The sequence below is a fragment of the Paenibacillus sp. FSL R7-277 genome (assembly GCF_000517965.1).
Taxonomy (GTDB): domain Bacteria; phylum Bacillota; class Bacilli; order Paenibacillales; family Paenibacillaceae; genus Paenibacillus_AQ; species Paenibacillus_AQ silagei.
Map to the genome: position 1 here is coordinate 682,556 of NZ_ASPX01000080.1, position 13,487 is coordinate 696,042.

10 protein-coding genes are annotated in these 13,487 nt (G+C 53.5%); 1 reads left to right on the top strand and 9 read right to left on the bottom strand.

Annotated features, from left to right (window positions below; genetic code table 11):
* The 5 genes from C173_RS25180 to C173_RS25200 form a co-directional block, all read right to left on the bottom strand.
* Entirely contained in the window at positions 1-708 is a 708-nt protein-coding gene (locus tag C173_RS25180) for a response regulator transcription factor (protein WP_036729911.1), read from the bottom strand.
* The gene (locus C173_RS25185; protein ID WP_063830953.1) at positions 705-2,498 is read right to left on the bottom strand and encodes a sensor histidine kinase; all 1,794 of its coding nucleotides are present in this window, start codon (positions 2,496-2,498) and stop codon (positions 705-707) included. Before C173_RS25185 ends, C173_RS25180 begins: the two co-directional genes overlap by 4 nt.
* Positions 2,499-2,546: 48 nt before the next feature.
* Positions 2,547-4,124 carry an extracellular solute-binding protein gene (locus C173_RS25190; protein ID WP_235192010.1) on the bottom strand — a complete coding sequence of 526 codons (1,578 nt, stop codon included), beginning with the start codon at positions 4,122-4,124 and terminating at the stop codon, positions 2,547-2,549.
* Positions 4,125-4,193: 69 nt separating this feature from the next.
* A complete protein-coding gene (locus C173_RS25195) occupies positions 4,194-5,075 on the bottom strand; it encodes a carbohydrate ABC transporter permease (protein ID WP_036729917.1) in 882 nt (293 codons plus the stop codon).
* 17 nt (positions 5,076-5,092) lie between these two features.
* Positions 5,093-6,076 (bottom strand): ABC transporter permease, encoded by a 984-nt coding sequence (locus tag C173_RS25200; protein ID WP_036729919.1) that lies wholly within the window; start codon positions 6,074-6,076, stop codon positions 5,093-5,095.
* A 308-nt stretch (positions 6,077-6,384) separates the two neighbouring features.
* On the opposite strand from C173_RS25200, the gene C173_RS25205 reads away from it, so the two are divergent.
* Positions 6,385-7,221 (top strand): helix-turn-helix domain-containing protein, encoded by an 837-nt coding sequence (locus tag C173_RS25205; protein WP_036729921.1) that lies wholly within the window; start codon positions 6,385-6,387, stop codon positions 7,219-7,221.
* Between the two features lie 279 nt (positions 7,222-7,500).
* Here the strand turns inward: C173_RS25205 and C173_RS25210 are convergent, their stop codons facing one another.
* The 4 genes from C173_RS25210 to C173_RS25225 all read right to left on the bottom strand — a co-directional run bounded on the left by C173_RS25210 (position 7,501) and on the right by C173_RS25225 (position 13,413).
* Positions 7,501-8,589, bottom strand: coding sequence for an endo-1,4-beta-xylanase (locus tag C173_RS25210; RefSeq protein WP_235192011.1), 1,089 nt, complete (start codon positions 8,587-8,589; stop codon positions 7,501-7,503).
* Between the two features lie 43 nt (positions 8,590-8,632).
* Entirely contained in the window at positions 8,633-10,195 is a 1,563-nt protein-coding gene (locus C173_RS25215; protein ID WP_036729923.1) for a glycoside hydrolase family 43 protein, read from the bottom strand.
* Positions 10,196-10,224: 29 nt separating this feature from the next.
* Complete coding sequence (locus C173_RS25220) at positions 10,225-12,147, bottom strand: carbohydrate-binding protein (protein ID WP_036729925.1); 1,923 nt, start codon at positions 12,145-12,147, stop codon at positions 10,225-10,227.
* Between the two features lie 204 nt (positions 12,148-12,351).
* Positions 12,352-13,413, bottom strand: a complete 1,062-nt coding sequence (locus C173_RS25225) for an ABC transporter substrate-binding protein (protein WP_235192012.1) — start codon at positions 13,411-13,413, stop codon at positions 12,352-12,354.
* Positions 13,414-13,487: the final 74 nt, after the last annotated feature.

The following is a 13,487-nucleotide window of genomic DNA, read 5'->3' on the forward strand; positions in this document are numbered from 1 at the left end:
TCAGTGGTCTTCCCGGTAAGCGCCCGGGGTGCTGCCGGTATATTTTTTGAACACCTTGTTGAAGTAATGCTTGTTCTCATAGCCGACCCGGCGTCCGATCTCGACTATCGGCAGATCCCGGTGGAGGCTCAGCAGCTTCTGCGCTTCCTTGATCCGGGTGGTATTCAGGTAATTGACAAAGGTATCACCCGTGACCTTCTTGAACAGGCTGCTGATGTAATTCGGATGAAGGTTCATCAGCTCGGCCAGATGATCCAGGGACAGGTCATTCATATAATTCAGCCGGGTATAGGCAAGAATCCGCTTGGCATGAGGCGGACAGTCCGTACTGTCCAGGGAGGGAAGATTCCGGTTCACCTGACTCAGCAGCCGGGCTACCTCCTCCTTATCCACCGGCTTCAGCAGGTAGTCCACTACCCCGTAGCGGAGCGCCCGGCGGGCATATTCGAAGTCATCATGTCCGGTAAGAATAATGAAGCGCTCACATAAACCGTTCTCCTTCGCCTCCTCCATCATCTCGAACCCGTTTTTCTCCGGCATATGCAGATCGGTTACCGTCACATCCGGCATGTATTCCTTCATAATCTGAAGCGCCTCGAAGGCGTCACCGGCCTCGCGGATCTCAGCCCCGACCGGCGCGGCTCCGCCAATCACCTTCACCAGCCCTCCAAGGATAATCGGCTCATCGTCTACGATCAGAATTCTCATGCTTGCTCTGCCGCCCCTTTCGATAGGATGATGGTCAGGCAGGTCCCCTTGCCCTCCTCACTCTCAAGAACCAGCCGTGAGGTCCCGCCATAAAATGATTTAATTCGCTCGCTGACATTATACAGGCCCACGCCTCCCTCCGCCTCTTCCTGAGTCTTCACCTCTTCCCCGCGGGATAACCGAGCTTGAATAAGCCGCACCTGGTTTTCAGGAATGCCAATGCCGCTGTCGGATACGCTGATTCGGATCTCCTCTGCCGTCTCCTGCGCTTGAATCAGGATATGGACCGGCCGCAGCGTCACAGCAGCTCCGTGAATAATACTATTCTCAACCAGCGGCTGGAGGATGAATCTTGGACAGATCAGGGTCTTCGCAGCCACAGCGATATCGACCTCATAGGTAAGTCTTTTTTGCAGCCGCATTTTGTGAATATTGAGGTAGAAGACCACGGTCTCAAGCTCTTGGGAGAGAACGGTATGATCGTCCTGGGCGGACAGGCTGTAGCGCATCAGCTTACCGAACCAGTAAGAGATCTCCGCCACTTCCTTGTCGTTGTTCGATTCAGCCAGCATGCGGATGGTCTCCAGCGTATTATAGAGAAAATGCGGCTTGATCTGGGCCTGGAGCACCTTGTAAGCGGCTTCCTTATTGCGCAGCTCGGCCCGGTGAACATTGTTGATCAGCTCATCCATGCGCAGGAGCATCGAATTATAGGTCTCAGTCAGGAAGCTGATCTCATCTCTGCGGCCCGGCTTATCTTCCTTGCTGATGGACTGCTTCAGATTATCATCATTCAGGTTGCGCATATGTCTGGCGAGCCGGAGTACGCGCTTCGTAATCGTTGATGCGAGTGTGTAATAGGCGAATGACAATAACGCAAGCAGCACCGCGAATGTCGTAATCATCACCAGCTCCTGGCTCCGGATCGAGCGGAACACCTCGGATACCTTGCCGATGACCGCGACACGTACACCCAGTTCCTTCATATATAGCTGATTAACAATGACCTCCCGGTTAATGAAATAGGTCTGCGCTTCTCCCGAAGCCAGTCTGCTCCAGGTGGCATCGTCCACCGCTGCGGGAATGCCTTCCCGCTCCAGCGGCTCACCCTCTGCCGGCAGAAGCAGCGCAGTCCAATCCCCTCCGCCTGTTGCCCGGTAGAACTTGCGGATCAGCTCACTGCCGACCCGCAGCTCCAGCAATCCCACAATCTCGGTAAAGTCATTATTGTATATTTTCTGGTAGAATACCAGCGGGGGCGCTTCCACCTCAGGATCGGGAATGATCCACTTGCCCTGGCCCGGCCGGAGTATACGGGTAGCCTCGGCACCCTGTTCATCCAGCGCCGATAGTTCGAGCAGCCGGTCAGTAATGGGCAGCACGCCCTGCTTGGTTATATAGATTCTGAACGTGTCGATCTCAGGACTGATATTAAGCGATTGCAGAATCACCGGATTGATATAACGGTTATAGGCATATATGCTCTCTGAGTCCGTCTCATAGCTGCCGTCCAGATAGTCGGTGACATACGGGTTGTACTGCAGCATACGCTGGGTGGAATCAATCCGGGCCAGGTCCGCCTTCATATTGGCATAGGCCTGCTCCAGTATCTTTTGACGGCTCTCCACAAACTGGCTGCTTACACTGTCATAGATCTTACTATAATAATAGTAGCCAAACGTAACTACAGGAATAAAAATCAGAAAGATATATCCTACTATCATCTTGCGTACGATGCTCACGGCAGTCTGTCCCTCCGGTGCCCGACTTGTGTTCTCTAATCCTACCATGAACATGTAAAACCCGGTAGAGACAGGTCTCTACCGGCAGGAATTCGCTTACTTGAACAGTTCTTTCTTCTTCTGATAGGTCGCATTCGCCCAGTCGGTCAGCTTCTGCAGGCCAATGTTCTCTGCGTTCTTCAGCATATTCTCATAGGCTGCTACTGCGGCTTCCTCCGATTCAGCCAGATAGATTTTGACCTTCTCATTCTTGACCATCTCATCGATCTTGGTCTTAATGGTCTTCTCCTGTGAATCCGGCTGAGTCTGGATCAAGCCGAGCTCCGGCTTGTAGATACGGACCGCCTTCAGTTCCATCAGCGCCTGGGTCTTCTGCAGCTCAGGAACATAGGATAGCATACCTTCGGTAACCCCATCGTTATAGAGATACCACCATTTAATCCCGTTGCTGTTCACGAAATCGGCATCGGACGGATTGTATTTGAAATCGGGGTGGCCTTCTTCATTCCAGGTCCAGTGCACGCCCTCTACCCCGAACATCGTCAGCTTCTTGCCTTCATCGCTCGCCAGATACTGAAGGAATTTGATGGAGGCCTCCGGGTCCTTATTCTTCTTGGTGATGAAGGTTCCGGAGAAGCCGAGTCCTGAGCTGACTACCTTGGCATCCTTCGACAATACGCTTGGCAGCATCTTGAAGGAGAAGTTCCCCTGATTGCTCTTGATCTTGATGTTATCGGTATCTGCCGTGGATACCGTATGGCTATGGGCGAAAGCTTTGCCGCCCGTAGCATATTGATCATCAATCTGGTCATTGGCCAGTGCGAAATTCTCAGCCAGGATATAGCCATTGCGGTACAGGCTATTCATGAACTTGAAGAAGTCCAGCATTTTGGGCTGTCTGATCGCATATTCCACCTTGCCGTCCTGTTCATACCAGCCGTCGAGCAGGGTCTCCGTACCGAACTGGGCCAGGAAATACTGTTCGATCCAGTCCTTGTCCATGATCAGCGGGACCATCTCGGGATATTTCTCCTTGACCATGCCCAGCACCTTGACGAAATCATCCAGGGTCTTGATCGGCGGATTCCCCAGCTCCTTCAGAATATCCTCCCGGACCGCGATGCCCGGGTTGCCGTCGCTGCCTAACGAATATTTACTATTCTTCATCTCCTCCTGGGTCGCAAAAGAGTTCCGCACGGTATAGAACTTGCCGTCATCCATGGTATGAATGGCAATCCGGGTCTTGTCAATCTTGAAATCTGGCGCATATTTCTCAATCAGCTCATTCCAGGAATATGACAGCTTCGAGTCGGATAACCGGTCTATGTTGGAAGAGGTGAACACCAGGTCCGGCAGGTCACCGGAGGCAATCATCAGCGGAAGCTGCTTATCATCGGTAGCGACCGTAACCTTCAGCTTGACTCCTGTCTTCTCGGTAATCATGTCGGCGACCGGGCCCTTCCATTCCGTAACCGGGTACCACGACGCATCGATGAAGAGGCTTAACTCCTTCACCTGTCCGGGCTTGGCCGGCGCATTCCCGCCTGCTGCGGCGTCCGGGCTGCCGGACGGGGCGGGCTGGCCGGTATTTCCCCCGTTACCGCCGCAGGCGGATAACACGACGGCCATTGAGAGTGCGGCTGCAACGATCTTGAAGCTTCTGCTTTTGTTCAAGCTAATCCCTCCATGATTGAATTAATGAGCTGTATGTGCAATGGAACATTTGAACACTGAAGCACTGGCCTAGCCTTTTACCGAACCCAGCATGATGCCATGTACGAAATACTTCTGCAGGAACGGGTACACACAGATTATGGGAACAATCGACACCACCATTGAAGTGACCTGTAAGGAGAAGCTGGTCACACCCGCCGAGGCACTGTTGGCTACCGCCAGCGAATCCATCGGAGAGTTGCTCTTGTTAATGACCTCCATCATGCGGAAGGCCAGCGTACGCAGCTCCTCGGACTGGACGAAATAAGCCGAATCCAGCCAGGAATTCCATTGCCCGACCCCCATGAACAAGGCCATAGTTGCCAGCACCGGCGTTGAGACCGGCAGGATGATGCGGAAGAATATCGTAAGCTCACCGGCCCCGTCTATGTGCGCAGATTCTTTTAGCTCAGCGGGAATTTCACGGAAGAACGAGATCGCAATGAGCAGGAAGAACGTGCTGAGCATGGACGGGATAATGTACACTGCAAAGGAATTTAACAAGCCTAGTGAACGCAGGACTACATAATAAGGGATCAGTCCGCCGGAGAAGTACATGGCGAATACGATCACTGTGAAATAGACCTTGCTGAATAACAGATCTCTATGGGATAGACCGTAAGCGACGATGCTGGTGAGCAGCAGTCCGAGCAAGGTGCCGGACACCGTCCGCAGTACGGAGATCAGGAACGCCTTCACCCACTTGGGATCATCCATGAACACCCGGTAATTCTCCAGGGTAAAGTTCCGGGGCCACAGATACACACCGCCCAGCAGCGAGTCCGAGCCTTTATTGAAGGAAGCAATTAACACATAATAGAACGGATACAGCATCGTGAGCATAATAATGAACAATACCACATAGATCACGCTGTCAAAAACCAAATCCTTCTGCCGCTGACTCTTCAGCATAGCCTTCCCTCCTCTCTCTAAAACAGACTGGATCCTGATACCCGCTTGGCAATATAGTTACTGGAGAATATCAGCGCTACCGAAATCACCGATTGAATTAAATCTATCGCCGCTGCATAGGAGAACCTCCCGTCGCTTAACCCCACCCTAAATGCGTAGGTCTGGACAATCTCAGAGGTTGGATTATTGATACTGTTGCCTAACAGGTAGGCCTGCTCAAAGTTGGAGCCGACCAGTCCGCCGCCGAGAATACTCCCGATGGTCAGCACCAGCACAACAACGATAGTTCCCTTCATCCCCGGCAGGGTGATATAACGGATTCGCGCCAGCCTTCCGGCACCGTCAATCTCAGCAGCCTCATACTGGGAAGGACTGATCCCCGATATTGCCGCCAGAAAAATAATCGTCCACCAGCCCATCTCCTTCCACACCGCACTCCCTACCGCCAGCCCCCAAAAGTAATTCGGACTGGTCAGGAAGGCCAGCGGCTCATCCGTGAAGCCCATGGCCATCAGCGCCTTATTGACCACACCGACATCGGCGGACAGAAAGGCATAGGATACGCCAACCACGACCACCCAGGAGATAAAATGCGGCAGATAGCTGATTGTCTGCACAAACCGCTTGAAGGCCATGTGCTTCACTTCGTTCAGCATGATCGCCAGCAGGATCGGCGCCGGGAAGGCGAAGATGACCTTCAGCAGACTAAGGACCAGCGTGTTGCGGACCAGCTTGCCGAATTGATAGTCATGGACGAATTCATCGAAATACCTCAGCCCGACCCAGTCGCTGGTGAAGATTCCTTTGATGCCGCTGGAGATGCTGTAATCCTTGAACGCCATCAGTATGCCGAACATCGGAGTATACGCGAAGATCAGCAGATAGATCATGCCTAGCCCGACGAACAAATGCAGTACTTTCTGTTTTTTAAACCGCTTCCATAATATCGACCGCCGGCCGCCGCCGGTTCCGAGACTTCTTGGCTGTGTTTCCAATTCCATATGCGCTCCTCCCTCGTACCTTTAGTTTACCTGCAAGCCCGGGGACGGCGTAAGCCAACATTCTTAAGAAAGCGTTGTCATTTTTGAATACGCTTCCTTTGTTTATTTGTTGTATTCGTCTTATAGTATAGAAGACAGACTTAAGATTTGAACTTGAAGCTTGGTCGTCACTGCGGTGAACATTTGGACTTCCGGCCGCTACCGCTACTCCAGTTCCAAATTTCCCCTACGCTTCTTTTTGCTTTTCGTTAATTTCATTAGTGCTTCTTATAACAGAAGTTCTAAGATGAAGGATATAGGTGCCGACTATGAACTCTATGAAATATGGACTCAATGAGGGTCCAATGGTAAAAGGGAACGGGTACAAGCCCCCCAATCTGCACAGATGGGGACCCGGCGTCCGTGATGTATATGCGTTGCATTATATCGTGAGCGGCAGAGGTTACTTGAAGACCGGCCAGGCGGTACACCCTGTGGAGACGGGTGAGAGCTTTATGATTTTTCCGCAGACGGAGGTGTATTATTATCCTGATCCGCAGGACCCGTGGGCGTATTGCTGGATTGAGTTCAGCGGGGCGGAGACTCTGCGCTTACTTGCCATGATTCATATCTCACCGGACCAGCCCGTTGTAACGGCTGCCCCGCAGGATTTCAGGGCTATGTTCGATCAGGTCAAGGGGTATCAACAGGAGCCGTATGCACGGGAGCGCTCGGATGCGGCGCTTCATCTGCTGCTGTCGTATTACATGGAATATTATCCGAGTGAGCAGGCCAGTCTCAAGAAGGACTATGTAGGGTCAGCGAAGGCCTATATTGAGAGTAACTATTGGAAGTCTTCCTTATCGGTGCTGGATGTGGTGGAATATGTGTCGATTGAGCGCAGTTACCTGTTCCGGCTGTTCAAAAAAGAGACGGGCACCTCTATCTCCGGCTACCTGACCACCGTGCGCATCCGGCGGGCCTCCGAGCTGCTGGCGGAGTCGCGGTTGTCGGTGAAGTCGTTGTCTTACTCAGTCGGCTACCACGACCCGCTGTACTTCTCGAAGATATTTAAGAAGGTTACTTCGTACACGCCGTCACAGTACAGGAAGGTGTATAGGGAGGGGACACTCATTCTTCCTCCGGCGGATGGGGGTAGGGGGTGAGGATGAGGTGGGTCACATGAGGACGCCTGGGCGGCGCGCGGATAATTTGCCTGGGCGGGTGAGCCATGCTGGTCCTGATGCTGGCGTTCGTTATTTCGTATACAATCGGCCAATTGCACAACTCGCGTCTGCCCAATGTGTTCGGTTTTTCGACTACATTTGGTCCACGCGCCTCTACACTGCCCATCTCAGCAAAAAAGGGCTGCTCCCGGCGTGTAATGCGCCACGGGAGCAGCCCTTAAGTAATGCTTTTAGTACATACTTCGTGCCTGCCTCAACTTACTCGGCCGGAACGGGTTCCAGCACGGGCTGGAGATCCAGTTGCAGGTCTGGCTCAACCACACTGTCCGGCTGGATCAGACTGTCAGTGATAGTGAGGTCCTGGGCGTCGGTGGTTTCCATCAGGGCCGACGATCCGCCCAGGTATTGCTTCAGCCATTTCAGGGCAGGGCGCTCTGTACCGTTGGAATTCACCAGATGGGTATTGGCTGCCCAGGTCTGATTCTGGATGTAGCCCCACAGGGTTACGCCCTTAACGGAAGGATGGTTCCAGAGCACAGGGAATTTCTGTTGGTATCTGGCAAGCTGGGTGTTGTCATCACCGGTAATATCCAGCTCGGAGACATAGATTGGCAGGCCTGTTGCAGCAAGCTTACCCAGTACAGTATTCATGGTGCTCACACTTACGTTATCCATATTGAAGTAGTGGCACTGAATACCAATACCATCGATCAGTCCTCTGGATTTCAGGATATTGATAATGTTCACGTACTTGTCGGCCGCACTGGGGTCACCGATAATGCCATATTCATTGATGAGCAGCTTGGAATTCGGGAACGCCGCCCGGGCTTGCTGGAAGGACCAGATGACCCAATCCCAGCCGGTGCTTCCATCACCGCCGATGGCATTGCGGTATGAAGGCTTGGCATGCAGTGGTTCATTGACAACATCCACGAAAGCTGACTTGGCCGAATAACGCTGGCCTGCCTGAGTAATAAACGAGCTGATCTCCGCCTTCTGCTCCGCTGCCGGTAAGCCGGCAACCCAGTTAGGCTCCTGGCTTCCCCAGACCAGGGTATGGAACTTGAACGGGATATTTTTGCTAATCGCATAGTTATAGATCATGTCCGCATTGCCCCAGTTCATCTGGTTGCGGTTGCCTTCAATCGCTCCCCATTTGGTGCCGTTCTCAGGGGTGACCTGATTCCAATAGGTAGTGAAGTTGCCCGGAGCACTGCCTGCAATGATATTCCCCAGGAACTTCGATCCGTTGGTAATTGCTGCACTGGCATTGCCTGCCATCACAGAGGTGAGCAGGACACTCGCTAAGGCGAGCCCGCCCACGACCTTCTTAATTCTGTTTTTCAAGTGAATACATCTCCTTCTTCTAATTGGGTTGAAATTCAGACAACTATTCCAGACGCAGATAATCAAAATCCGCATAGCCGCCCGCTGACTTCGTCGCATAATTGAACAACGCAAACCGGTAGCCCATAAAGTGAGGCAGCGTATAAGACATCTGCAGCGTATTCCCTATGGATGTCCAGTTGTTGCCGTCCAGACTATAGGAGAAGTACGCCTTATCCGTCTGATTAGTGAAATCGCAGAGCACCTTCAGATAGACTCTGTTCTGGCTGAGCGGCACACCCGCCACTTGAGTCATAGACCCGGAGCTGGCATTGACCATCACAATGGATTTGGAATTGCCGGACATTTTCACACCGACGAACCCGTATTTCGCCTGAAAAGCTGCCAGTCCGGCAACGTCCCCGTCCTTCATTCCGCCCGTCTCCAGAGCCGTGACGCCTGTGCTCTTCGGTCCGAACGTCCGCTGGGTCAGCGTGTTCCGGGCATCCAGCAGACTTGTGCTTACCTTGCCGGTCGTCAGCCGCATGAAGCCTTGGCGCTGAGTCAGCGACCACTTCGAGTTATCAGGATTGTGGTTCCACTGCCAGACCTTAGCCAGCCCTGAGCCTGAAGATGGGGCTGTGAACTCGTCTGACGCGTACACCTTCTTCACCGGATACCCTTCGGCAGGCAGGTTCAGGGTCCGCGGCGCCTTGCCCCCGCTTCCGAAGACCGGCCAGTTCCCTGACCAGGTTACCGGCACCAGATACGGCATCCGCCCGACCGCCCCGCTGTCTCTGAAGAGCATCGCGTACCAGGAGCCGGATGGCGTGTCCACGATTCCACCCTGGGCAATGCCCGAGTCGTTAAGTGACACCTGCCCCGTATAGCCTCCAGTTAAGCTGGTGGAGCGGTAGGTCAATTGGGTGCGTCCGCTTCCCGAAGGCCAGCAGATCAGGAACACATAATAATAGCCGTTGATCTTCTGGATATGCGCGCCTTCGGCCTTCACGATGAAGCTCGAACCGGCAATATTGCTGGAATTCGGGATGATGACCTGACTGATTCCGCCAGACTTAATCGCCTTGGCATCTGCCGTCAGCTCAATCAGGCTGATATTATCCACTCCGTATACCAGGAAGACCCGGCCATTGTCGAACAGCAGCGACGCATCGTGATAATAGCTGTTCAGGACCGATGAGGTCCAGGGGCCATTTTCAATATTCGAGGTCTGATAGATATAAGTCCGGCCGGTTGAGTTGGACCCGAAGGACACATAGTAGATCCCGTTATTGTACCGGATGCTGCTGGCCCAGGAACCCTTGCCATATTCATTCTGTCCGTTGTTCAGGTTCTGGGCATCCCCGTTCGCATACGTATCGTAGACATAGTTCACGATTTCCCAGTTCACCAGATCATAGGACTTCATGATAGGGACTCCGGGGGTCATATGCATGGTGGTACTGGTCATGTAATACACATTGCCTACCCTGATGACATCATTGTCCGGGGCATCGGCATAGATAAACGGGTTGGTGAAGGTCGCCGCCGCAGCCGTAGAAGGATTGAACAGGATGCCAAGCATGAGCGAAATTGCCAGCAGGTACAGCCCTGCCTTTTTAGCCATAATCCCATTCCTCCCGCCCCATTGCTTCGTCACTGGCTCCATTCAATATAATCCACATAGGCGTCCCAGCTTCCATTGTCCGTAGTTACGACCAGATTGACCTCCTGATTGCCGGTGGCGTGGGCCACATTGGTCAACGTCTGTACAGAAGGGGTTGTGCCGCTAAAATTGAAGGAGCCAACGTTCACACCGCCGATCAGCAGATCCACCCGCGCCGTAGAGGAATTGTTAGAAGCCCCCCGGACCGAGAAGTTATGCGTGCCGTAGGCATAATATTGATTGAACGCAGCAGCGTCATCATTCCCGTACAGCGCCACTCCGCTGAAAGGGGAAGTGATCTTGCCCGCATAGGTCCCGCTGAGCGTCATATCCTCTGCTTCCACCTTGCTCACCGGAGGAGGCGTCGTGCCGCCATCACCGCCCGTCGAGAACTGCCAGTAATCAAAGTTGAACAGATTGCCGGAGCCTGATCCGGTAAAGACCAGATAGAGTCTGTGCACTCCTGCCGCATTGCTGACCGTAGTCTGTACCTCCTGCCAGGACTGGGCTCCTCCTGTATTAGGAACATTCAGCGTGCCGACCAGCGGGCCGGTTGCGCCGTCGAGCCGGATTTCGATTTTACCGCCGCCTGTGGCGGAAGCTACATTCGCCTTGAAGCTGGAAGCACCAGAGGAGCCGAAATCGGCATTGCCCACAGCAACCCAGTCTCCATTGTTAATATTGGTCACATTCATATTGCTGACAGGACCGCCCGCAGCCTGCGTACGTTCCGTTGTAATGCCTGCATTCCAGCCGATCGTCTCGGCTTCCACCCGGGTGTACGGATTGAGATTGGCAATCTGGGCTATGCCCGCCATGTCTCCCTGAACCTCCTGGATGGTTCCGTTCGAATTATGAACCAGCTTGTTGATATGCGGAGAACGGTAGCCTTTGCCGTCACCAAGGACAGCCTTCGCCACAGTCTGAGCGTGATAGACTACATACCACCCATTGTTGAAGTTAAATACCGCATGGTGGTTGTTGCCGCCTACCCCGAAGAAGGTGTAAGGATTCTTCAGGAAATGTCCGGTGTACGTAAATGGCCCCATCGGACTGTTGCTGACCATATACCCGATTTCGCCTGCCGGATAGGCAGCCGGGTGCGTGCCGGAGAAGTTGAAGCAATACGAGTAATAATACTTGCCGCCGTACTTGTGGATGCCCGAATCCTCGAACATATAGGGAGCATCAATAGTGGATGCGCTTCCAACAATGCTGGTCATATCCGCACCGAGTCTCAGCACGCGGGCTGTCTTGGGACTCGCGATGGATGCCGGGTCCGAAGTGTTGGGGATGCCCCCGCCCGCATACAGGTAGCCGCTGCCGTCGTCATCGACCAGCACCGCCGGGTCAAACAGCCAGGTCACCCCGGACATTCCCGGTGTACTGCCTGTCACCAGCGCTTTACCCAACGGATCGGACCATGGGCCAATCGGAGAGTTGGCTGTCAGTACCCCGATGCCTGACGCCCCGTTGGCGAAGTACAGGAAGAACTTGTCCTGTCCGTTGATTTTCTTCACGGCTGCTGAAGGCGCCCAGGAGAGCGAGGCCCATTTGGCAATACCCGCAGAACCGTTAACATTATTGGCTCCGGCTACCGGTATGGCGCCATGGTCTGTCCAGTTCACCATATCTGCCGAAGAGATGACATTAATTTTGTTCAGTGCGCTGAAATCATTATCCTTTACCGTTCCGTTGCTGTTATAGACATAGGCATCACTCGACATATAGATATAGACTCTTCCGTTGTACGTCAATGCGAAGGGATCGGCACCCAGCTTGTGGTCCATCAGCGGATTGGAATTTCCCGGCTGTTTGGCTGTGGCATTCCCTGCCGCCTGAGCAGACAGCATAGGCAGACAGCCCAGCAGCAGAACAAAGGTGATCGCAAGCACCGAGAGCTTTTTGAACATCGGCATTCTCCTCCATTACATTTTTTTGTAAACCCTTTCAATCGGATGCGTTACTTATGCCGGAAGCTCACAATCCTCCCCTCCTATTGAATTACTTGAATGAATCTACTAATATTTGTTATTCGAGATCATCTTAATATACTTCTGCCCAATGAACAATGTAGATTTTTGTTTGAAAAGTTGAAATTTTTTGGTTTTTTTGTCTTAATATTTGCGGTTGTTGATCTCTATTACAGCCAGCTCCTGGGTGTATATATCCTCCGGGGTCACCATCCGCTTCGGCAGGGTCCGGCCGGCCATAATCTCCTTCACGGCCTGCATGAGCAAAGGCCCGAGCAGCGGATTACATTCGACCACCGCGTTGATGCTTCCCGCCACCATCTGCTCGAATGCCCGCCGCGTCCCGTCCACCGACACAATGATTATATCCTCCCCCGGCACAAGCCCGGCCTCCTTAATGGCCTCTACCGCGCCGATCGCCATATCGTCATTGTGGGAATAGAGTACGCGGGGCCACTTCTCCTTCGGCTGCTGCAGGAAGGTCTTCATCACCTCATGACCACCGCTGCGCGTGAAATCCGCCGGGGCGCTCAGGGTAATCCGCAGGTTCGGCTGATCCGCGATCAGCTTACGGAACCCTCGCCCGCGGTCGATGGACGGCGTTGAGCCTACGGTTCCCTGCAATTCGGCAATGCGGATCTCTTCGCTGTGATGGCGCATCTTGTCCCTCACATACTTGGCCGCCTTCACCCCTTCTTCGTAGAAGTCAGAGCCGATGAACGTGACATAGAGCGAGCTGTCCGGTACATTCACTGAACGGTCCAGGATAATCACCGGAATTCCGGCCTGCTTAATCTCCAGCAGAATCGGCTCCCAGCCGGTCTGCACCACAGGCGCAATGGCGATCACATCGACCCCGCTGCGGATAAAAGAGCGGATGGCCTCGAACTGCTGCTGCTGATCCTGTTCGGCGTTCTTCAGCAGCAGCGTAATCCCCGCCTCCCCGGCGGCTTCGCGGATCGAGGCGGTGTTCGCTTCCCGCCAGGTACTCTCCGACCCGAGCTGGGAGAAGCCCAGCACGATAGGCTCGTTGTCAGCGGCAATCTCCGCTGCGGATGGCAGCAGGCCTGTAAGGGCCGCAGGAGAAGGCTCGGACATGGGAATCGACTGTGGCCCGCCGTTATTTCCGCCACCCGTGCAGCCGCCCGTCAGCATCAGTGTTAGGACGAAGAACAGCAGCACCAGGCACTCGTTTACCGTTCGCAAGCAGATCCCCCCTTCCATATGATAGCGATTACAATTATATAGCAATAAAATGGAGAGACAAGTATAATTTGTCT